This window comes from Alcaligenes faecalis, assembly GCF_041521385.1.
GTDB lineage: Bacteria > Pseudomonadota > Gammaproteobacteria > Burkholderiales > Burkholderiaceae_B > Alcaligenes > Alcaligenes faecalis_E.
The window spans coordinates 3,578,858-3,598,450 of record NZ_CP168006.1 but is presented as its reverse complement, the minus strand read 5'-3'; the positions used below and the strand labels follow the sequence as shown (position 1 = coordinate 3,598,450).

The window sequence follows — 19,593 nt, the reverse complement described above, 5'->3', positions numbered from 1 at the left end:
TAAAAATAGAAAATCACTCATGTGCACACCTGCTCCAAACAATGAACACTTGCTGGCCTGAACCTAGAATTTTTCGGCCTTGAGCAAGGCATAGAACAAATAGATAAACAGCCCCAGAGAAACCCCTCCTGCCAGAACCGTAAAAAAAGACGCACTCATCCCGAACTCCCGATCAATGCTGACTTGCAGCAGACAGAGAAAGTCTAGGAGTGGCGGCATAAATTCAGAGCAGTGTTTACTGGCCCGCGTATAAAGACGGCATATGGATTTGGGCTCGGACGGCACCAGCTCGTTCCAGCAACTGGTCTGTCCAGCGTTGATAGGTCTGTCTGGCAATAAGGTGCAAGGTGCTTAGATGCTGATCCAGGCCCGACAAGATATGCTCCGCATCCTGGGCCGCCGGACCGTACACCTGCTCCAGCTCGTGGCGACCGTAATTGCACCACTGTCGGATGCTATCGGCGGTTACTTCCAGGTGGCCTTGAAAAGCCCAATGCGGGCCCAGGCAAAAGCCTTTATTCAGGCAATGAGGGCCGGACAACGTCCGGCTGGCCCCCGAAGGAATTTGAAAAGTGTCGTAATGCCAGTTGAACAGCCCAGCACGACAACCCCACTGTAATCACGTGCGGATGCCGGCGCCCCGCCCTCCAGCGGTGACATCAATCGTTGATAGCAAAGGCCGTTTTTCTCCAGATAATCCAGTAAAACACCTGGCCCTTGTGTAGCCTCGTGCTACAAAACAAGAATGGGTTTCATGACGTGAAAGCCTGACCGCGCAGGCCTGTTGCTCAGGAGAACCCACTGTAGAATCCGCCGCATCAAGACCAGGATCTGTTTCAAATCCGGCTCGTATAAGTGGCATCAATTTTGTTGGACAGCATCGCTGCCTGCCGCAAAACCCGATGGGCTACCTTCAGCCAAGCTGACAAAAAAAACTGAACCGTCATTTGCCTGACATATGCCTTTGTTCAAATGTAATCGTTTTCATTTTGACGGCTGAATGTCATGGCCAATGTTGGAATCCTGGATGTTGCCAAAGCCGCGCAGGTATCGGTTGCCACGGTATCGCGCGTTATCAATGAGCCTGAAAAGGTGGGCGACAAGACCTTGCAGCGTGTGCAAGCCGCCATCCAGGCCCTGGGCTATCAACCCAATGCCTCGGCCCGCAGCCTGCGTAGCCAACGCAGCCGAGTGATTGGCGTAGTCTTGCCTACGTTGCTGAACCCCGTCTTTGCCGAGTGCCTGAAAGGAATTGCCGATACCGCCACCCGTGCCGGCTACGCCATCTTGCCCTTTTTTACGGAATACGACGTTGAGCGGGAATCTCAGGCCGTAGCTCTGCTGTTGGCCAGCAATGTAGAAGGCATTGTGCTCGTGGTCTCGAATCCGGCCACCTCCCCGGCATTGGAACGCTTGAGCACCACACCCTGCCCCTATGTGCTGGCCTATAACCAGCATCCCGAACACCCGTGCGTAAGCGTCAATGGCGAACAAGCCATGATTGAACTGATTGATCACCTTGCCACCCAAGGGCATCGCCGTATTGCCATGGTGAGCGGACATTTACATGTCTCGGACCGGGCTCAACAACGCAGCTGCGGTTACCTCAAAGGAATGGAAAGTGCCGGCTTGGTCCCCTTGCCACTGCTGGAAGTACCTTTTATGGGTCAGGAGCAAACACAGCCTGCTGACGGCGTGCATCTTGCCAGCGTCGCCCGGCTTTTGCGCCAGACGGACCGGCCTACCGCCGTCATTGGCTCCAATGACTTGATTGCAATTCGCTGTCTGCGAACCGCCCAGCAGATCGGTTTACGCGTACCCCAGGACATCAGCATCATCGGCTTTGACGGCATTGGTTTAGGAGCAGACTTGTTCCCCCGCCCCGCCACCATTGTGCAGCCCAATGAGGAAATGGGTCGCCAGTGTATTGCTTTGCTCCTGAATGCGATTGCTCAACAGCAGCCTGTCCCCGCGCAGGAGTCCATATTCCTGCCCTACACCTTTGATCAAGGCGAATCCTGCGCCCCCTCTCCGTTTCCACTGCGGGCACCTTGATGATGCTGTGCCTTCCGCCCAACAAAATTTTCCCTCAACACCCCTTGCTTACTAGCCATGCCGGCTTTATTTAGCCCCACTTACTGACTGGAGTGACCAACCATGAAACATATTTTGAGCACCTTGGCCTGCCGCGTCGCATTGCCATTGGCCATGCTGACATTGGGCAATGCGGCCGCCGCACAGACGGCCATTTGCTACAACTGCCCACCTGAATGGGCTGACTGGGCCAGCCAGATCGAAGCCATCAAACAGCACACCGGCATTACCGTTCCTCCTGACAACAAGAACTCGGGCCAGTCGCTGGCTCAACTGGTTGCCGAATCGGCCAACCCCGTGGCCGATGTGACCTATCTGGGCATTACCTTTGCTATTCAGGCCCAGAAAGAAGGCGTGACGCAGGCCTACAAGCCCAAAGGCTGGGAGCAGATTCCGGAAGGCTTAAAAGATCCGCAGGGCCATTGGTTTGCCATTCACTCCGGCACCATGGGCATCATGGTCAACAAATCGGCCTTGGGCGATATACCCGTGCCTACCTCCTGGAACGATTTGCTCAAACCGGAATACAAAGGCTTGGTTGGATATCTGGACCCCTCGTCGGCTTTCGTGGGGTATGTGGGTGCCGTGGCCATCAATGAAGCCCTGGGCGGCACCATGGATAACTTTGACCCGGCCATCAACTGGTTCAAAACCCTGCAGCAAAACAATCCCATTGTCCCTAAGCAAACCGCCTATGCGCGCCTGATTTCAGGCGAGATCCCTATCTTGCTGGACTATGACTTCAGCGCCTACCGCGCTCAGTACAAGGACGGCGAGGATGTAGCCTTCGTGATTCCGCAAGAAGGCACGATTGTGGTTCCTTACGTCATGTCGCTGGTCAACAAGGCACCGCACACCGAAGAGGGACGCAAAGTGCTGGATTTTGTGCTGTCTGAACAAGGCCAATCCATCTGGGCCAATGCCTTCCTGCGTCCGGTTCGCAGCAGCGCCATCAGCGAACAGGCACAGTCGCGCTTTTTGCCTGACAGCGAATACGCCCGTGCCAAGGCCATTGACTATGACCGCATGGCGCAAGGCCAGAAACCCTTTGCCGAGCGTTACCTGGCTGAGGTCCGCTAAGCGGCCCTCTGAGATGTGGAGTTAGCGTATGCAACGCAAATACCTGTTACCCCTGTGCTCGGCCCCCGCTGTCGCTTTCTTTGCCGCCTTCTGGCTCTTGCCTGCAGCACAGCTTCTGGCCCTACCCGCACAAGAAGGTGTGCACACTTATTGGGTCGTCCTGACATCAGGCCGGTACTTGCAGGCCCTGCTGCAAACGCTGCTCCTGTCTGCCATCGTGACGCTGGCGACCCTGGTACTGGGCGCCACCGTCGGTATCGTGATGGCTCGCTATCGCATACCGGCCAAGCGCCTGCTGCTTTCCTTGATGACTTTACCCCTGTCCTTTCCAGGCGTGATCGTCGGTTTTTTCATTATCTTGTTAGGTGGCCGGCAGGGGTTGCTAGCCCAAATCACACAGAGTCTGGGATTGGGGCGCGTGACCTTTGCCTATGGCTTGTTAGGTCTATTTTTGGCCTATCTGTACTTTTCCCTGCCGCGCGCCATTGCGACCTATACCGCGGCAGCCGAGTCCATAGACCGCAATCTGGAGGAAGCCGCGCGCTCCTGTGGAGCAACACGCTGGAACATTGCCAGAGATGTCTGGATCCCGGAACTGGCCCCCACGTCCCTGTCTTGCGGTGCCATTGTTTTTGCCACCTCCATGGGCGCTTTTGGCACGGCCTTCACCTTGTCCAGCCGCTACGAAGTCCTGCCCATCACCATCTATAACGAATTTACCAATTATGCGAATTTCACCCTGGCCGCCAGTCTGTCCATTTCATTGGGGCTGCTGACATGGCTTACCTTGTGGATGGCCCGGCGTCTTGTACGCGACACATCCATCACTGCATGAGGGTTCCATGAAGCAGACATCTTCTGGCGGTATGAATCGCCCTGCTCCTTTGCTACTGGCCGTCACAGGTCTAACGATTTTATTTCTGCTGGGACCCATCTTGATTTCCGTGATGGCGGGCCTGGTCAACAACTATCGATTGGGCCTGAAAAGTGGACTGACCCTGAAATGGCTGGAACAAGTCTGGGTGAACTACGGCGGTACCGTCTGGCTATCACTGCAACTAGCCTTGCTCTGCGTACTGGCTGTCATTGTGCTTGGCGTGCCCTGTGCCTACGCATTGGCTCGCAGTCGCTCGCGCCTGGCCCGAGCCTTTGAGGAACTGCTGACCTTGCCAGTCGCCGTTCCTGGTATGGCCTCGGCGTTGGCCCTGCTGCTGGCTTATGGCTCCTTGCAAGGTTTTCGCCAAAGCTTCTGGTTCATTTTGGTGGGTCACATTGTATTCACCCTGCCCTTTATGGTGCGCACCACCAGTGCGGCCCTGCAAAAACGCAGCCTGATTGATCTGGAAGAAGCCGCCCGATCCCTGGGGGCCAGCTTTGGCCAAATCTTTCTCGGCATCTTGCTGCCTGCCATCCTGCCTGCGATTGTGGCGGGCAGCCTGATGGTGTTCACCTTGTCCCTGGGCGAGTTCAACCTGACCTGGATGCTGCATACACCACTGACCCGCACCCTACCTGTGGGGCTAGCCGACAGCTATGCGTCGATGCGTATCGAAGTGGGCTCGGCCTATACCCTGATTTTCATGCTCGTCATCTTGCCCGTACTCTGGGGGCTGCAGACCTTGGCGCGCTTGCTGGAGAAACACGATGGAAACTAAACACGTCCCGGTGCGCATCGAACAATGCGCCAAAACCTATGCGGATGGCACACGAGGATTGCACCCCAGCACGCTGGACATTGCCCCCGGCGAAGTCATGGCCTTGCTCGGGCCTTCAGGTTGCGGCAAGACCACCTTGCTGCGATTGATCGCCGGTCTGGAAATGCCGGATGCCGGCAGCCGCATTCTGTTCGACGAACAAGACGTCACCCATTTGCCGATTGAAAAGCGTGAGGTAGGCATGGTGTTTCAACACTATGCCCTGTTCCCCACGATGACAGTAGAAGCCAATATCGCTTATGGCCCCAAAATCAAGGGCATGGCGCAAACCCTACGTCAGCAACGGGTCGGCGAACTGGTCGATCTGATGCGTCTGAATGGCCTGGAAAAACGTCTGCCCTCTGCCCTGTCCGGAGGCCAACGACAACGTGTTGCTATCGCACGCGCCATTGCCAATCAGCCCCGCGTCCTGCTATTGGACGAACCCTTGGCCGCCCTGGATGCCAAGCTGAAAATCTCCTTGCGCGACGAACTGGCCGAGTTGCTGCGACGCCTGCGTATCACGGCCATTCATGTGACCCACGATCAGCAGGAAGCCTTTGCCATTGCCGACCGGCTGGCCGTCATGCACGAGGGCCGTATCGTTCAAACCGGTGACGGAGAAAGCCTGTACCGCAACCCGGCCCACCCTTTTGTCGCAACCTTTTTGGGGCGTGTGAATGTATTGCAACGTACAGCACAAAACCTGCTGAACAAGAACATTCAACTGGCTAATCTATGCCTGCCCTGCCCCGAAACCTTGCAGGGCACCGATCAGTTACTGGTCCGGCCAGAAGACATTGACGTTTCCGTGAGCAGACCCATAGGCTGGGCGCAGGCACGGGTGCGTCAACGCAGTTTTATGGGAGGAAAAGTGCAACTGACACTCAGCGTAGAAGGCCAGACAGACATGATTGCCGACGTTGATCGAGATCACACGGCGGTGGTAGGCAGTATCGTAGGCATTCGGATCGATCCCATCAAGCTGATGCCGGGCACCGCGCCACTTTCACAGGATGCCTCCAATCACCCATATTCCTGAACAAGCCATTTATCTTCCCCACCGAACCTTTGATACAGGAAGCGCGCCACCCAGGGCGGCGCGGAAAAAGATGCTGCAAACACTATTGATTCAAATGACAGACCCGCATATCCGGGAAGAAGGCAGGCTGGCCTATGGACGCCTGAATACCGCCCCCTATCTGAAACAGGCCATAGAGCACGCTCTGACCCTGCCCCAAAAGCCAGATGCGATCGTGCTGACAGGTGACCTGACTGATTTTGGCAGACCGCAGGAATATGCCCACTTGCGCCGCTTGCTTGCCCCCCTGGGAACGATTCCGGTGTACCTGCTGCCCGGCAACCATGACGATCGACAGCAATTACGCGCAAGCTTTCCCGAACATGCTTACTTGGGCAAGGCTGGCCCCGTCTGCTACGGTGTGGATATCGGTGAGTTAAGACTATTGGCCCTGGACAGTGCCGTCGCGGGTGCCAGTGCGGGTAGTCTGGACCAGGAGCAACTGGACTGGCTGGCAGCCGAACTGAGCGCACAGCCCAAGCGCCCCACCATCATTGCCTTGCATCACCCCCCTTTCAACACCCTGATCGGCCATATGGACAAGATTGGCCTGCTGGAAGGGGCAAAACAACTGGAGGCGATTGTGCGTCAGCACGGCAATGTGGAACGAGTGATCAGCGGACATTTGCATCGCAATATACAGATCCGCTTTGGCGGAACCATTGCCAGCACGGCTCCCTCTGTGGCCCACCAGGTCTGTCTGGATCTGGATGAGGATGCTGCCTCGGCCTGGACGCTGGAGCCGCCTGGCTACGCGATTCATGCTCTGGACAGCGTTGGCCAGATCGTCACCCACACGGCCACCGTCGGTCAGTTCGATGGCCCCTTCGCTTTCCATGAACCAAGCGGGAAACTCATCGACTGACTCGATGCAGGACGCGCTCTGAGCGCAGCTTGACCTGACAGTGTCGTCCAGCCAAATAGCAAGTCGGCTTCTGCCTCCTCGCTCGCTCAAGGCAGAGTGCTTCCACCTGAGCCGCTTCGAGAGCATCGAGCACCGACAAGCAGCGACACAGCCGTACATCTATTACTACAATTACGGACGTATCAAGCTCAAGCTAAAAGGCCTGAGTCCAATTCAGTACCGGACCCAGGCCTTCGACCCCTCGCTTCCTAAACTGTCCAACTTCTTGGGGTCAGTTCACCTGTGGAATCAGGCATCGGGGCGTTTTTATACGTCTGCTTAAAACCGGCAGAGCCCCCGTTCAGAGGCTGCTAGAGTTCCAGACCGTATGTCTTACTTTTTGCTGTCTTTCAACTGAGGCACAGCCGAACCGGCGGCAGGAGCCAACAGGCCAGCCTGGGTGTAGGTAAACAGCTTGTCGCGTGTGTCCACGATGTCCAGATTGCGCATGGTCAGTTGACCGATACGGTCGCGTGGCGAGAACATGCTGTCCACTTTTTCCATGCTCAGACGCTCGGCCTTGTAGGTCAGGTTAGGCGAGACAGTATCCAGAATGGAGTAATCGTTACCACGGCGCAGTTCCAAAGTGACTTCACCCGTCACGGCACGAGCCACCCAACGCTGGGCGGTTTCACGCAGCATGATGGCTTGTGGGTCGAACCAGCGGCCTTGGTACAACAGACGGCCCAAACGCAGACCGTTGATGCGGTACTGTTCAATCGTGTCTTCGTTGTGGATGCCGGTAACCAGACGCTCGTAAGCAATGTGCAGCAAGGCCATGCCAGGGGCTTCGTAAATGCCACGGCTCTTGGCTTCGATGATGCGGTTTTCGATCTGGTCGCTCATGCCCAGACCATGACGGCCACCAATGCGGTTGGCTTCCAGCATCAGTTCCACAGGGTCGGAAAATTCCACGCCGTTCAGGGCGACAGGCTGACCTTCCTCGAAGCGCACACGCACTTCTTCAGCGGCCACGGCCACATCGTCACGCCAGAAGGCCACGCCCATGATGGGTTTGACGATATTGATGCCGGCGTTCAGGTATTCCAGATCCTTGGCTTCGTGCGTGGCACCCAGCATATTGGAGTCGGTGGAATAGGCTTTTTCGGCTGACATTTTGTAGTCGAAGCCGTTTTCCTGCATGTACTCGGACATCTCGGCACGGCCACCCAGCTCGTCGATGAAGGTCTGATCGAGCCAAGGCTTGTAGATCTTCAATTCCGGGTTGGTCAACAGACCGTAGCGGTAGAAACGCTCGATGTCATTGCCCTTGTAAGTGCTGCCGTCGCCCCAGATATGAACGTCATCTTCTTTCATGGCAGCAACCAGCATGGTGCCAGTCACGGCACGGCCAATCGGCGTGGTGTTGAAGTAAGTAACACCGCCGGTGGTGATGTGAAAAGCGTTGCACTGCAAGGCAGCGATCCCTTCAGCCACCAATTGCTGACGGCAATCAACCAGACGGGCCAGCGTGGCGCCGTATTCCGTAGCCTTGCGGGGAATGGCATCGTAATCGGGTTCATCAGGCTGACCCAGGTTCGCGGTGTATGCGTAAGGGATTGCCCCCTTATTGCGCATCCACAAAAGTGCGGCGCTGGTGTCCAGGCCACCGGAAAAAGCAATGCCGACCTTCTGGCCGACTGGAAGAGATTCAAGGATGGTTGTCATTATCGCGTCAGTAGTGGTGTGCAAGTACAGTTCCGCCCGTAAGACTCCATAGCAGAGCCATGCCCGCGGCAGGATCAATATGTCATTATATCGTCTTGACCGACCCTGGACACCTTTGCGTAGCTGGATTTCATTACCCGATGCACTAGAACATCCATTTTCACCTGGAGACAAGCCATGCCCGAGACCCACGCTCAACCCGCTATCAGCCGTTATCCCGTCCCTACCCTGGCCGACATGCCCGAGGATATTCGCAGTCGTATTGAAGCCGTGCAGGAAAAATCCGGTTTTATCCCGAATGTGTTTCTTGCTCTGGCACACCGCCCTGACGAATTTCGTGCCTTTTTTGCCTATCACGACGCGCTGATGGAAAAGCCCAGTGGTTTGAGCCAAGCCGATCGGGAAATGATCGTGGTGGCGACTTCCGCCGCCAATCAGTGTCATTACTGCGTCATTGCCCACGGTGCCATCTTGCGCATCCGCGCCAAAAACACACTGGTCGCCGACCAGGTTGCCGTCAATTGGCGCAAGGCCGATATTCCTGCGCGCCAAAAAGCCATGTTGGCCTTTGCCATGAAAGTCTCGCAAAACGCCCAGGAGATTGACGACGCCGATTTCCAGGCTTTGCACGAACACGGTTTCAGCGACGAGGACGCCTGGGACATTGCTGGCATCAGCGCCTTTTTTGGTTTGAGCAACCGCATGGCCAACTTCATGTCCATGCGCTGCAATGACGAGTTCTACATGCTGGGACGCGTTCCCCGCTAAACATGATGCGTTACGCCCTGATGTTTGCCGGGTGGATATGTGTGGCGCTGGCCATTGCCGGCGCTGTTTTACCCTTGCTGCCCACCACGCCCTTTGTCCTGCTGGCGGCGTGGTGCTTTTCCCGTAGCTCCCCCCGCTTTCATCAATGGCTGCTGGATCAACGCCATCTGGGTCCCTACTTGCGTAACTGGGAAAACGGCCAAGGCTTGACCCGCAAGGCCAAACGTCGGGCGCTGATCATGTTGTGGCTGTCGCTGGCCGCCTCGGCCTGGCTGACCAGTCACCTGGGCTGGTATCGATTGGGGCTACTGATTCCGGGTATTTTCGCCACCCGTTATTTGCTGCGCGCCAAAACCCTGGATGACACTCCTTCTGAGCCTGTGCAAAAATAGCCTGCTTGAACCGATCCTGGTTTGCCCCTTTTTAGCTTGGAAACCTATGTCCAACCCTGTCATCTTGCTGGCTGCCGCCTACATCACCAACTCTGAAGGCCAAATCCTTCTGGTCCGCAAACATGGCAGCGCCTACTACATGCAGGCCGGCGGCAAGCTGGAAGCAGGAGAAACACCCCTTCAAGCCCTACAACGCGAACTGGACGAGGAGCTGGGCCTGAAAGCGGAAGAAACCGCCTCTGCCCGCTACGAAGCGTACTTTGAAAGCCCCGCCGCCAATGAACCTGGCCACGTGGTTCATGCCCATGTGTTTACCTTGACAGTAGACCGTGACCTCCAGGCCGCCGCCGAGCTGGAAGAGGCCCGCTGGGTCAGCCCGCAGGAAATTCGCTCTCTGACGCTAGCCCCTTTGCTGGCTAATCATATTCTGCCGCGTCTGTGCGCGCAGGCTGCTGCCTGAGGTTCTGCCCACACAAGACTTCCTTCCGTCTTGTGCCATCCAAGCCACGAACCGTCTATTTTTTGGCATAATGTCGCCCTTGAGCCCCTCCAGGGGACACCGCTGTTTGCCCGACCAGCCCGCAACGGCGGGCTTTCTTTATTGAGCACTAATTTATGTCCTCTTTGCCCTGTCAAGGCGCAATCGTCACCTTTACCCTGCAGCAACTGCGTGCCGCCACGCAGGCCGGGGGAATTTTAGGTGTGTCTATCAAAGGGCAAGGCAATCATTTTTTTGTGCAGGTGGCTACCCGCGCTGGCCAGGCTGTGCTGGTTACCGCCCGCAGCAAAGATCCACGCAGTTTCAAAAGCCCCTTGCAGGCCATGGTCCTGCTCAAGCAAGTCGGAATTGTCACGGGCCAATTCGACCTGACCCAATACTCGCCTGACCAACATGAGACCGCCCCGCGCAGCCGTCGTCGCCCGGCCAAGCCCAGCAAACTGGGGTTGCGCTGGAACCGGATTGCAGAACGCATCTCCAGCCCCGCTCAACCTTCTTTGGATGATCCCAGCCTGGACATCAACGAAGAACAGACGCGCCGTCTGATCGCCCGACAAGAAAACCAGCAATTAAGCCTGTTGGGCAACTAGGCGCAGTCCATTTGTATTTCTGAACGTGCTGAGGGCATAGGCCGCATCCAAAGCCTGCGCCAAATCTTGCTGCAAATGCTGGGGCTCTTCCAGCCCCACATGCAAACGCAATAACTGCCCTTCTCCGAATAAGGCTTTCCCATTGCGTTTAGGCATATCCATGGGCAAAGCCAAGCTCTCGAACCCACCCCAGGACAGACCGATACCAAACAAGCGCAATGTCTTGAAAAACAGGGATAACTGCGCTTGGCTCAATGGCTCCAGAACCACACCAAACAAGCCAGTAGAACCGGTAAAATCCCGCTTCCAGATCACATGACCGGGATGAGACTCCAGCGCCGGATGCAAAACCTGTTGTACCTGCGGATGATGTTCCAGAAAACGGGCAATCTGCAAGGCACTGGACTGGTGCTGACGTAAACGCACTCCCAGGGTACGCATGCCACGCAGTGCCAAAAAAGCGTCGTCAGGCCCGGCTGTCTGACCAAAATCATGCGCAGCCCGACGCAGCAAAGGCCAGGCGCGTTCGTTCGCCGTGGCAATGCCCAGCAAGGCATCGGAATGCCCCGTCAAGTACTTGGTGGCAGCGTGGATAGACACATCTACACCATGCTCAAACGGCTTAAAAAACAAGGGAGTAGCCCAGGTATTATCCAGAAGCAGATACGCCCCAACCGCATGCGCACAGCGCGCAATGGCTGGAATATCCTGGATCTCAAAGGTGGCCGAACCGGGCGACTCTACGTACACCACCTTGGTATTGGGACGAATCAGACTGGCTATCCCCTCCCCCAAAGACGGCTCGTAAAACTGGACCTGAATACCCATGCGGCTAGCCAGCACCTGCTGTGCAAACGCACGTACCGGGCCATAGACCGAATCGGGTAACAGCAAATGATCCCCCACTTCCAGCATGCCCAACAAAGCATGCGTACACGCCGCCAAGCCAGACGGAAACAGGCTGGCCTGAAAGCCGCCTTCCAGCTCGGCCACAGCCTGCGTCAAGGTTTGCAAAGTCGGGTTGGTAAAGCGGCCATAAGAGGCATAGGGATTGTCAGGCTCCTTGCGCTGCGCCCATTGCTCCAGGTTGTCGGCCAAAATAGTCGAGCCTCGACAAACCGGTACATTCACAAAGCCAGCCGACACGCTGGTGTCCCGGCCCAAATGCGTTAAACGGGTATTTTGATAATCGCAGTCCTGCATGCTGTATTCCTGATCGTGATCGCCAAAGATGAATGGAAACAGTCTACGCAAGAGCCCAGGGGCAATTATTGCGTTTTTACGCTATGGAAGGCAGAATTCAGAGAATAAAAACCTACGATCAGCATGATTATTGGGAAATTATTTTTATGTTGGATAAGTTCGACAAGCACATTCTGGAGATCCTCCAAAACGATGCCACCTTGGCCATCCAGGACATTGCCGACCGGGTGGGTTTGTCCAGCACGCCCTGCTGGCGACGTATACAGCGCCTGGAACAGGAAGGGTATATCGAAAAGCGAGTGGCTTTACTCAGTTCAGAAAAGCTGAATGTGGGCGTGACCGTGTTTGTCGCCATCAAGACCAATCAGCACAACAAGCAGTGGTACAGCGAGTTTTCAGCCGTGGTGGAGGCGATTCCACAAATTGTGGAGTTCTATCGCATGAGTGGCGATACCGATTACTTGCTGCGCGTGGTGGTGCCTGACATCAAGAGCTTTGACCGTGTTTACCAGCGCCTGATCTCAGAAATAGAGCTGACCGATGTCAGCTCCAGTTTCGCCATGGAGCAGATCAAGTTCACCACCCGCCTGCCTCTGGACTACGCCTGATTCAACGCCGGTTAATGCTTAAAAACTGTATTCCACGTCCAAAGTCTGGCCAATTGTCAGCATTTGGGACTTGGATTCAACCAGCATGGCCTGCATGCCAAACAAGGTTCCTTGTGCAAACTGGCGGCTTTGCGCCAAGGCCAGACCGGGCTGCGTGCCCACCTCGGCCGTTCGCTGGTTGACATTAGGCATAGGGCAACGGGTGCACTGACGAACAAACGCAAAACTCAGACCCTCGCTGCTCACACCCAGAGCGTAGTCCTCCTCATAGGCTGGCAAGCCCGTGAAAACGACATTGGCACGGAAACGATCCATGGGCACCGCTTGCTCCCCGGACTGCACAACCAGACGATTCAACTCTTCCAGAGACGCCTCATTCGTAAACAAAAAAGGCAAGGCGTCAGCAAAACCAAAACCGTTTAGCTGATCACCGATCTGGCGCCAGCCCTGAGACTTTTCTTCCCAAGGGCGTACCCGCTCAGTCAGAACATAGCGGCGGGCACGACTATGGTTACGCAGTACCCGACAAGGGGTTTGCAAAAAATCACTGAACCATTGTGCGACCTGATCCCCCTCGTCCCGACCCAAGGTGTCTGAACTCCAGATACGCACCGACACGGCGATGTTCTCCCCTATGGGTGCCTCCAAAGACCAGCTCAACGGCTCCATACCGGGCGCTTGAACGGTAATCTGCCCATCCTGCACCCATGGCCGAATCAAGGACATACGTGGCCAACGACGCTGCGTCATGAATACGCCCTGCTGGTCAACAACGACCCACTCGCGGTCGTGGGCCAGGCCCGCAACGCTGACCTCAACGCCTTGCGGATGCGCCTGGGCGGCACAGGATTTGATGGGGTGAGTGAACAAGCCGGTGATGGTAATCATGAGTCGCAATAGCAAAAGGCAAGATAAGAGACTTATTCTAAAACAGCCTGACCACTAGACCGCTCCTGCTGTGACGACGGATTGCGAAGACGTGGACCAGAAACGTCGGCTCTGGAAAATTATTCCGCTCACGAGCTTGACAACACAGCAAAATCATGGCTTAATGTTTAATTGATTGCACCAACACATCCATTACATTAAAAACGTGCGATCAACTTTTTTGAATGTAGCCACTTCAAGGCGTTTTAGCCTTCTGGCATGTCCCCAAACATGCGGGTATTCATTCACCACGGCGACGACAGCCACATCCAGACTTATTTTTGCATCGTAGCGGACTCGCTCCGTCCATGTGCTTGGCAAACCGATAAGGCGCTGTCCATGCTGCCACAGAGCACGTTTGTCTGAGGTTTCCCCCCAGTCAGCGAGGTTCTACACTGAAACAGCAATGGCCTGGCCTCCGTGTGGAGTCCGGTCCATCATGGTGTCATCAAATCTCAATAAAAAAACGATGTAATGACGCCACACGATAAGGAAAAAAACATGAAAAATATCTATCCAACCGGTTTGATTTCGCGCCCTGAGCATATTGCCTTGAACAAAACCGATATTCGCATTGGCGATACGGTGTATCTACAACCTAAAAACGGCCCACGTATGGCCGGTACCGTGATCTTCAGCTCGCCCGTACACGGCTGCACGACCTACACGGCCGACGCCCAGAGTCAAGATGCCAACGTGCGGTTTCGTTTCCGCCTGCAAGACGTACATCATGTGGCTTCTCGCCACCCCTTGCCCGCTCTGAATTAAGAAGGAACCACTCAATTTAATGCGGGGTGCTAGCAGCAATCCCCGCATTAGTCTCATTTCATAACTCATAATTACAATTTGTAATGGTCATTTTTGCTTTCATTTTAAAATAGTAGCGGCTTAGAACTTATCCGACGCTGTAAAGCGTCCACGTTGAGCGTGCGCTCCTATGGCAACGGATATGAAACCAAAGCAGGCTTTCTGCTTGCGCCCGCTACGGCGCTATTCCTATCTCTCCCGTTTTTTCCTGTTCAGTCTGGTCCTCCTTCTGACCCTGCTGGGTGTCAGGCTGCATCATTCCGATGCACTGACCATTTTCTGGCCTACTGAAGCTGTGCTTCTGGGTCTGTTTATCCGCCGCCCAGACTGGGCCAGCCAAAAACTTAACTGGCTACTGATTGCACTGGCCTATGTCAGTGCCGGGCTCATTGCCAACACCCCCCTGCCTATTGCGCTGCTATTGACCCTGGCCAATGTCAGCAGTGTTGGTCTGGCGTATTGGCTGATTACCCGTAATCACCAACTGGATCTTTCTCTGCGTCGTCCCCAAGCGATGTTAACGCTGGCTGGCTACTACGGCCTGGGCTGTGTTTTATCAGGCTTTCTGGGTGGTTTTGCTCTCTACTTGCATACCCATCAGGATCTGCCCTTGGCTATTCTGTCCTGGATGCTGACTAGCTTGATTTCCTATAGCACGATCGTGCCCGTCATCCTGACTGCCCCCGCTCGCCCTTGGCGGCGTTTTCTGGAGTACTGGAACGAGCCACACCTGATGAGCCTGGCCCAACTGGCGCCTGCTCTGTCCTTGTTATTGGCTTGCTTGTTAAGTCTGCTCATAGACGGCCCCGGCTCGCTGGCCTTCCCCGTTCTACCTTTATTGTGGTGTGCGCTGAGCTACTCGCTTTTTTCTACGACCTTACTGACTCTGTTCTATGTACTCTGGACCCTGTTTGCCCTGAACCCGCCCACGAACTTCCTGCCCAGCCAGCTTCATACCTCGCTAGAGCTACTGTCGCTACGCATCGGCATTGCGTCCATTGCATTGGCATCAATCACCAGTGCCAGCCTGATGTCAGCCCGCAATCTGGCGGTTGAAAAGCTGCAGCGGCTTGCCCACCACGATGCCCTGACCGGCCTGCTCAACAAACAGGCTTTCTATCAGCAAAGCCAGGCCATACTGACTCAATGCCGTCTGAAACACGTTCCCGTCAGCGTCATCGTTCTGGACATAGACCACTTCAAACCCATTAACGACACCCACGGCCACCATGTTGGTGACCTGGCCTTGAGTGCCATCACCCAGCGTATTTCACTGGCGTTGCGCGATACCGATGTATGCGGCCGACTGGGCGGCGAGGAATTTGGGATTTTATTGCCCGATTGCAGTGCGCAGCAGGCACATGCTGTTGCTGAGCGAGTCCGTAAAAGCATTTCCCTGCTGCCCTTTTCCCTGGACAACGAGCAGCAGTTGACCATGACTGCCAGCCTGGGGGTTGCCACTTTGGAACCCTCAACCCTGGATCTGCACGCCTTGCTACGCCAGGCCGATACAGCCTTGTACGAGGCAAAACGCGCAGGCCGGGATCAAAGTTACTCCTATCATTTTCCTGCCCCCAAGACAGAGACTTGACGCTATCCGTAAGCAAACCGATACTGATGTATCAATACGAAACAAAACATCAGGGAGCGGTGATATGGCGTCAGTTTACGGCTCGCCCTTATGCCCAGCATGTTTGGCTTTGCCACAGGGTGTCAGTACTAGCCAAGCGCATGCCGATTTGCGCTTACTGGGACAACACCCCCCATCTCCTGATGGAGCCCATGAAACACAGTATCGTTGTCAGACCTGTCAGACTCACTGGCTGCTACGCACCAATCGCTGGGGGGTTCCTGAGGGATTTCGCCTCAAGCCTGTATAGGCAAAGCCTGGCACATGCACTACCATGACGGCTTTGTCTGTTAGCGATTCTCGTATGTCTGCCCTGCTGTTTGATACTGAAACCACTGGCACTGCCCAGCCTCAAGTCATCGAGGCCGCTTGGTTGCGCTTGAGCGACCCGGTATTTTTGCTGATCAATGAAGAGTTTGAGCAACGCTACCGGCCCGATGAAGCCAATACACTGGGCGCCCTGGCCACTCACCATATTTACGACGAAGAGCTGCAAGACTGCCCGTCGCACACCGAATTCAAGCTGCCTGCCGACACCCAATACATCATCGGCCACAATGTGGACTATGACTGGGGTGTGGCCGGCTCGCCCAATATCAAACGTATCTGTACCCTGGCTTTGTCCCGCCACTTGATTCCAGGCCTGGACAGCTACAGCCAATCTGCGTTGATTTATCACATTGATCGCGCTAACGCGCGCGAGCGTCTGCGCCATGCGCACAGCGCCCTGGCCGACGTGCGCAATTGCCTGTCGCTTTTGCAGTATTTGCTGGGCCTGACACAAAACATCAACACCTGGGAACAGCTGTGGCAGTTGTCCGAGCACGCCCGCATTCCCACCGTTTTGCATTTTGGCAAACACAAGGGCATGGCCATTGCCGATGTGCCACAGGACTACAAGAACTGGCTGCTGCGCCAACCAGACCTGGACCCCTATCTGATCAAGGCTTTGAAGGTCTAAACCTCAAGATTCGTAAAATCCCTAATGGCTGTCAGCCTCCTTATGCCCAATGATGAAGATCCCAACAAGAACTTCATGAGGTGGCAAATGATCGAGGTTGCATACGTCACGAAAGATATGCGTCGGGACCCTTACGAACGAATTACCCATCTTGGAGGTGCGGGCTGGCAACGCTCTCAACCCGATGTTGTCCAGCAAATTGAGCAGGGCCAGGAAGATTACTACATTCTTCTGGATGGCATTCCCGCCAAACTGACCGTGGCGCTCAGCCGTTTTGGTGCCAAGTACCTGAAAACTGAGCTTGAAGTTGAAGAACCTCACATTTTGCTCAGCCTCCCCAGCCAGGCTGCTTGACCCGCAGCCTGAGCTTTTCTTCACAGCTTTGGGGAACACAAAAAACGCGGCTTGACGCCGCGTTTTTCATGTCTGCCTTAAAGCCCGCTTAAGGTTTGAGCAAGTGCCATTGGCCGTTACGCACGGTAATCAACTCACGACCACGCTCGTCAAAGCCGCTATGGTCCTCAGGCGACATGGTATAGACACCTTGGGTTGCCACCAAGTCGCGGGTTTGCTCCAGCGCATCACGCAAGGCAGAACGAAACTCAGGTGTACCCGGCTTGGCTTTATCGGCCGCCTCAGGAATAGCCTTTTCCAGTAACAGACCAGCGTCATACACGTTAGCACCAAAGGTAGCGGGGGCCTGGCCATAACGCTCGGTGTAACGTTGGATGTAATCCTGAGCGATAGGCTTGGCGGGATTACTGTCTGCAATTTCGGGCAGTACCAGCATCAGGCTGGCAGCCAGAATCGTCCCCTCTACTTGCTCGCCACCCAGACTCAAGAACGCGGGCAAAGCGGCACCGTGCGTTTGATAAATCTGCCCTTTGTAGCCTTGCTTGACCAACGTGACTTGCGGCAACACCGCAGCCGCGCCCGTACCCGCGACCAGAACCACATCCGGTTTAGCGGCGTAAACTTTCAAGGCCTGCCCCGTTACCGATGTGTCCGAACGTACATAACGTTCGGTAGCCACAATCTTGATATTGTTTGCGTCAGCCAGGTTTTTGAACACATTCAACCAGCTCTCACCATAGGCATCGTTGAACCCTATAAAACCGGCCGTCTTCACGCCATTGTCAACCATATGCTTGACCAGGGCCTGAGCAATAATGTCGTCGTTCTGAGTAGTCTTGAACACCCATTTTTTTTGCTCGGTCATGGGTAATACAACCGATGCTGCCCCCACCGGCGCCAGCACCGGTGTACCCGAATCAGCCGCAAACTGAATCAAGCCCATCGCATTAGGCGAGCCGGTAGGTCCGATCAAGGCATCGATCTTGTCCTCGGAAATCATTTTCTTGAACAGCGTGACGGTCTGGTTCGGATCACTGGCATCATCCATGGAGATGTACTCAACGCTCAGATCTCCGACCTTGGTCGGCAAGAGGGGCACTGTATTGCGCTGCGGCAAGCCAACCACCGCCGTTGGCCCAGTTGCCGAGGCGATCACGCCGATTTTGACTTGTGATTGGGCCGGTGCGGCCAAAGTGGCCAAAACAACGGATAAAGCAAAAGCAGTTCGAGTCAATTTCATAATATGCAGAGCCAGTTAAGCCCTTCCCCCCTTGATATCAGCGCAACCGCGCCTATATGGATTGATCTGGACATAAGATACCCAATTCCCCATGCCATATCCGCCTTCTCAGGCGACTTTCCCCGGCAGGTCTGCTTACAATTGTACGCGGGCACGCCCAATAAAGTAGTTTATAACGAAGCTACTGTTTACCCCCTTACCTTATAGAGCGAATCCATGTCACTTCAGCAAATGTTGCAACAAATTCTGCAAAGCGGCCAAAGCGCCCTGAAACAAGGCCAAGGCCAATCAACGACCTCCGGCCTGGGTAAAAAAATCAGTGAACAAGCGGGTGGTTTTGGTGGTGGGGCCGTGGTAGGCGGCGTTCTGGGCGTACTGCTAGGCAACAAGAAATTCCGCAAAATGGGAGGCTCCATGGCCGCCTATGGGGGAGCCGCTGCCCTGGGAGCCCTGGCCGTCAAGGTGTACCAGAACTGGCAAGAACAAAATGCAGGCCAACAAGCCGCCCCCACTGCGGTGCAAGCCGTCCCTCCCGCCCCACTGCCTTTGGCTGCCAGCAGCCAGGCCGATACACATGCCATGGTCATCCTGGCCGCTCTGGTCTCGGCAGCCAAGGCAGATGGTCACATCGGCGATGCCGAGCGCGAACTGATCGACGCCGAAATCAATAAAATGGCCGCCCCCGAACAGGCACGCCACTGGTTGTCCCAGGAACTGCTCAAGCCGGTAGACCCGCAGACGGTCGCCCAACTGGCTCAAACCCCCGAGATGGCTGCTGAAATTTACTTGACCAGCGTGCTTGCCATTGACGAGCAAAGTTATATGGAACGTGCCTACCTTGATGAACTGGCACGTTTACTATCCTTGCCAGACTCTTTGCGTAAAAGCCTGGATAATCAGGTACAGGCTTTAACAACAAACTAAATCTGGCTGGCAACTGCTTCATTCAGTTCCTTCAGCAGAACGTGTTTGTTTTCCTCAAAGTCGCCACACAAGGCAAACCAAGGACTCAACAAGGAAACCACCCATGAAAAGCACCTTCAAATTAACAATTGCTTCAATCGCACTAATGGGTCTGGCCGCCTGCGCGGCC

General features: G+C 55.3%; 22 protein-coding genes and 1 pseudogene. 17 read left to right on the top strand and 6 right to left on the bottom strand.

Features of this window, described 5'->3' with window-relative positions:
• Positions 1 to 63 precede the first annotated feature (63 nt).
• Both kdpF and ACDI13_RS15550 read right to left on the bottom strand, forming a co-directional pair.
• The gene (gene kdpF / locus ACDI13_RS15555) at positions 64 to 159 is read right to left on the bottom strand and encodes a K(+)-transporting ATPase subunit F (protein WP_316989578.1); all 96 of its coding nucleotides are present in this window, start codon (positions 157 to 159) and stop codon (positions 64 to 66) included.
• A gap of 76 nt (positions 160 to 235) precedes the next feature.
• Positions 236 to 541, bottom strand: a complete 306-nt coding sequence (locus ACDI13_RS15550; RefSeq protein ID WP_316989577.1) for a hypothetical protein — start codon at positions 539 to 541, stop codon at positions 236 to 238.
• 464 nt (positions 542 to 1,005) lie between these two features.
• On the opposite strand from ACDI13_RS15550, the gene ACDI13_RS15545 reads away from it, so the two are divergent.
• The 7 genes and pseudogenes from ACDI13_RS15545 to ACDI13_RS15515 all read left to right on the top strand — a co-directional run.
• Positions 1,006 to 2,055 carry a LacI family DNA-binding transcriptional regulator gene (locus tag ACDI13_RS15545; RefSeq protein ID WP_316989576.1) on the top strand — a complete coding sequence of 350 codons (1,050 nt, stop codon included), beginning with the start codon at positions 1,006 to 1,008 and terminating at the stop codon, positions 2,053 to 2,055.
• A 153-nt stretch (positions 2,056 to 2,208) separates the two neighbouring features.
• Positions 2,209 to 3,174 (top strand): ABC transporter substrate-binding protein, encoded by a 966-nt coding sequence (locus ACDI13_RS15540; RefSeq protein ID WP_316989587.1) that lies wholly within the window; start codon positions 2,209 to 2,211, stop codon positions 3,172 to 3,174.
• 28 nt (positions 3,175 to 3,202) lie between these two features.
• Positions 3,203 to 4,009, top strand: coding sequence for an ABC transporter permease subunit (locus ACDI13_RS15535; RefSeq protein ID WP_316989575.1), 807 nt, complete (start codon positions 3,203 to 3,205; stop codon positions 4,007 to 4,009).
• A gap of 7 nt (positions 4,010 to 4,016) precedes the next feature.
• Entirely contained in the window at positions 4,017 to 4,829 is an 813-nt protein-coding gene (locus ACDI13_RS15530) for an ABC transporter permease (protein ID WP_372372512.1), read from the top strand.
• A complete protein-coding gene (locus ACDI13_RS15525) occupies positions 4,819 to 5,910 on the top strand; it encodes an ABC transporter ATP-binding protein (protein WP_316989574.1) in 1,092 nt (363 codons plus the stop codon). Before ACDI13_RS15530 ends, ACDI13_RS15525 begins: the two co-directional genes overlap by 11 nt.
• A gap of 70 nt (positions 5,911 to 5,980) precedes the next feature.
• Positions 5,981 to 6,814 carry a phosphodiesterase gene (locus ACDI13_RS15520; protein ID WP_316989573.1) on the top strand — a complete coding sequence of 278 codons (834 nt, stop codon included), beginning with the start codon at positions 5,981 to 5,983 and terminating at the stop codon, positions 6,812 to 6,814.
• An 85-nt stretch (positions 6,815 to 6,899) separates the two neighbouring features.
• Positions 6,900 to 7,043 (top strand): annotated as a pseudogene (locus ACDI13_RS15515) (IS3 family transposase); the annotation flags it as partial.
• Positions 7,044 to 7,186: 143 nt separating this feature from the next.
• Here ACDI13_RS15515 and argG read toward each other — a convergent pair.
• Complete coding sequence (argG, locus tag ACDI13_RS15510; RefSeq protein ID WP_316989572.1) at positions 7,187 to 8,521, bottom strand: argininosuccinate synthase; 1,335 nt, start codon at positions 8,519 to 8,521, stop codon at positions 7,187 to 7,189.
• Positions 8,522 to 8,698: 177 nt separating this feature from the next.
• On the opposite strand from argG, the gene ACDI13_RS15505 reads away from it, so the two are divergent.
• The 4 genes from ACDI13_RS15505 to ACDI13_RS15490 all read left to right on the top strand — a co-directional run bounded on the left by ACDI13_RS15505 (position 8,699) and on the right by ACDI13_RS15490 (position 10,770).
• Positions 8,699 to 9,289, top strand: coding sequence for a peroxidase-related enzyme (locus ACDI13_RS15505; protein ID WP_372372511.1), 591 nt, complete (start codon positions 8,699 to 8,701; stop codon positions 9,287 to 9,289).
• A gap of 2 nt (positions 9,290 to 9,291) precedes the next feature.
• Positions 9,292 to 9,681, top strand: a complete 390-nt coding sequence (locus ACDI13_RS15500) for a YbaN family protein (RefSeq protein ID WP_316990709.1) — start codon at positions 9,292 to 9,294, stop codon at positions 9,679 to 9,681.
• A 46-nt stretch (positions 9,682 to 9,727) separates the two neighbouring features.
• A complete protein-coding gene (locus ACDI13_RS15495; RefSeq protein WP_316990708.1) occupies positions 9,728 to 10,141 on the top strand; it encodes an NUDIX domain-containing protein in 414 nt (137 codons plus the stop codon).
• 155 nt (positions 10,142 to 10,296) lie between these two features.
• Positions 10,297 to 10,770 carry a hypothetical protein gene (locus tag ACDI13_RS15490; protein WP_316990707.1) on the top strand — a complete coding sequence of 158 codons (474 nt, stop codon included), beginning with the start codon at positions 10,297 to 10,299 and terminating at the stop codon, positions 10,768 to 10,770.
• Here the strand turns inward: ACDI13_RS15490 and metC are convergent.
• Positions 10,750 to 11,973 (bottom strand): cystathionine beta-lyase, encoded by a 1,224-nt coding sequence (gene metC, locus ACDI13_RS15485; RefSeq protein ID WP_316990706.1) that lies wholly within the window; start codon positions 11,971 to 11,973, stop codon positions 10,750 to 10,752. The genes ACDI13_RS15490 and metC overlap by 21 nt on opposite strands.
• A gap of 146 nt (positions 11,974 to 12,119) precedes the next feature.
• Here metC and ACDI13_RS15480 point away from each other — a divergent pair, with 146 nt between their 5' ends.
• Entirely contained in the window at positions 12,120 to 12,581 is a 462-nt protein-coding gene (locus ACDI13_RS15480; RefSeq protein WP_316990705.1) for an Lrp/AsnC family transcriptional regulator, read from the top strand.
• An 18-nt stretch (positions 12,582 to 12,599) separates the two neighbouring features.
• Here the strand turns inward: ACDI13_RS15480 and ACDI13_RS15475 are convergent, their stop codons facing one another.
• On the bottom strand, positions 12,600 to 13,469 hold the full coding sequence (locus ACDI13_RS15475; RefSeq protein ID WP_316990704.1) for an MOSC N-terminal beta barrel domain-containing protein: 870 nt from the start codon (positions 13,467 to 13,469) through the stop codon (positions 12,600 to 12,602).
• Positions 13,470 to 14,009: 540 nt separating this feature from the next.
• Here ACDI13_RS15475 and ACDI13_RS15470 point away from each other — a divergent pair.
• The 4 genes from ACDI13_RS15470 to ACDI13_RS15455 all read left to right on the top strand — a co-directional run bounded on the left by ACDI13_RS15470 (position 14,010) and on the right by ACDI13_RS15455 (position 17,260).
• Complete coding sequence (locus tag ACDI13_RS15470) at positions 14,010 to 14,276, top strand: hypothetical protein (protein ID WP_316990703.1); 267 nt, start codon at positions 14,010 to 14,012, stop codon at positions 14,274 to 14,276.
• Positions 14,277 to 14,457: 181 nt separating this feature from the next.
• Positions 14,458 to 15,906, top strand: a complete 1,449-nt coding sequence (locus ACDI13_RS15465) for a diguanylate cyclase (protein WP_316990702.1) — start codon at positions 14,458 to 14,460, stop codon at positions 15,904 to 15,906.
• Between the two features lie 343 nt (positions 15,907 to 16,249).
• Complete coding sequence (locus ACDI13_RS15460; protein WP_372372510.1) at positions 16,250 to 16,906, top strand: 3'-5' exonuclease; 657 nt, start codon at positions 16,250 to 16,252, stop codon at positions 16,904 to 16,906.
• A 42-nt stretch (positions 16,907 to 16,948) separates the two neighbouring features.
• On the top strand, positions 16,949 to 17,260 hold the full coding sequence (locus ACDI13_RS15455) for a DUF3892 domain-containing protein (protein WP_372372509.1): 312 nt from the start codon (positions 16,949 to 16,951) through the stop codon (positions 17,258 to 17,260).
• 88 nt (positions 17,261 to 17,348) lie between these two features.
• Here ACDI13_RS15455 and ACDI13_RS15450 read toward each other — a convergent pair whose 3' ends face one another.
• Positions 17,349 to 18,500, bottom strand: coding sequence for an ABC transporter substrate-binding protein (locus ACDI13_RS15450; protein ID WP_316990700.1), 1,152 nt, complete (start codon positions 18,498 to 18,500; stop codon positions 17,349 to 17,351).
• Between the two features lie 216 nt (positions 18,501 to 18,716).
• Here ACDI13_RS15450 and ACDI13_RS15445 point away from each other — a divergent pair, with 216 nt between their 5' ends.
• A complete protein-coding gene (locus ACDI13_RS15445; RefSeq protein ID WP_316990699.1) occupies positions 18,717 to 19,424 on the top strand; it encodes a tellurite resistance TerB family protein in 708 nt (235 codons plus the stop codon).
• Positions 19,425 to 19,593 lie beyond the last annotated feature (169 nt).

Excerpts from the sequence above, each read along its gene's own strand:
- kdpF (WP_316989578.1), bottom strand. The coding sequence starts at position 159 with ATGAGTGCGTCTTTTTTTACGGTTCTGGCAGGAGGGGTTTCTCTGGGG.
- ACDI13_RS15545 (WP_316989576.1), top strand. The coding sequence starts at position 1,006 with ATGGCCAATGTTGGAATCCTGGATGTTGCCAAAGCCGCGCAGGTATCG.
- ACDI13_RS15540 (WP_316989587.1), top strand. The coding sequence starts at position 2,209 with ATGCTGACATTGGGCAATGCGGCCGCCGCACAGACGGCCATTTGCTAC.
- ACDI13_RS15535 (WP_316989575.1), top strand. The coding sequence starts at position 3,203 with ATGCAACGCAAATACCTGTTACCCCTGTGCTCGGCCCCCGCTGTCGCT.
- ACDI13_RS15530 (WP_372372512.1), top strand. The coding sequence starts at position 4,017 with ATGAAGCAGACATCTTCTGGCGGTATGAATCGCCCTGCTCCTTTGCTA.
- ACDI13_RS15525 (WP_316989574.1), top strand. The coding sequence starts at position 4,819 with ATGGAAACTAAACACGTCCCGGTGCGCATCGAACAATGCGCCAAAACC.
- ACDI13_RS15520 (WP_316989573.1), top strand. The coding sequence starts at position 5,981 with ATGCTGCAAACACTATTGATTCAAATGACAGACCCGCATATCCGGGAA.
- argG (WP_316989572.1), bottom strand. The coding sequence starts at position 8,521 with ATGACAACCATCCTTGAATCTCTTCCAGTCGGCCAGAAGGTCGGCATT.
- ACDI13_RS15505 (WP_372372511.1), top strand. The coding sequence starts at position 8,699 with ATGCCCGAGACCCACGCTCAACCCGCTATCAGCCGTTATCCCGTCCCT.
- ACDI13_RS15500 (WP_316990709.1), top strand. The coding sequence starts at position 9,292 with ATGATGCGTTACGCCCTGATGTTTGCCGGGTGGATATGTGTGGCGCTG.
- ACDI13_RS15495 (WP_316990708.1), top strand. The coding sequence starts at position 9,728 with ATGTCCAACCCTGTCATCTTGCTGGCTGCCGCCTACATCACCAACTCT.
- ACDI13_RS15490 (WP_316990707.1), top strand. The coding sequence starts at position 10,297 with ATGTCCTCTTTGCCCTGTCAAGGCGCAATCGTCACCTTTACCCTGCAG.
- metC (WP_316990706.1), bottom strand. The coding sequence starts at position 11,973 with ATGCAGGACTGCGATTATCAAAATACCCGTTTAACGCATTTGGGCCGG.
- ACDI13_RS15480 (WP_316990705.1), top strand. The coding sequence starts at position 12,120 with ATGTTGGATAAGTTCGACAAGCACATTCTGGAGATCCTCCAAAACGAT.
- ACDI13_RS15475 (WP_316990704.1), bottom strand. The coding sequence starts at position 13,469 with ATGATTACCATCACCGGCTTGTTCACTCACCCCATCAAATCCTGTGCC.
- ACDI13_RS15470 (WP_316990703.1), top strand. The coding sequence starts at position 14,010 with ATGAAAAATATCTATCCAACCGGTTTGATTTCGCGCCCTGAGCATATT.
- ACDI13_RS15465 (WP_316990702.1), top strand. The coding sequence starts at position 14,458 with ATGAAACCAAAGCAGGCTTTCTGCTTGCGCCCGCTACGGCGCTATTCC.
- ACDI13_RS15460 (WP_372372510.1), top strand. The coding sequence starts at position 16,250 with ATGTCTGCCCTGCTGTTTGATACTGAAACCACTGGCACTGCCCAGCCT.
- ACDI13_RS15455 (WP_372372509.1), top strand. The coding sequence starts at position 16,949 with ATGCCCAATGATGAAGATCCCAACAAGAACTTCATGAGGTGGCAAATG.
- ACDI13_RS15450 (WP_316990700.1), bottom strand. The coding sequence starts at position 18,500 with ATGAAATTGACTCGAACTGCTTTTGCTTTATCCGTTGTTTTGGCCACT.
- ACDI13_RS15445 (WP_316990699.1), top strand. The coding sequence starts at position 18,717 with ATGTCACTTCAGCAAATGTTGCAACAAATTCTGCAAAGCGGCCAAAGC.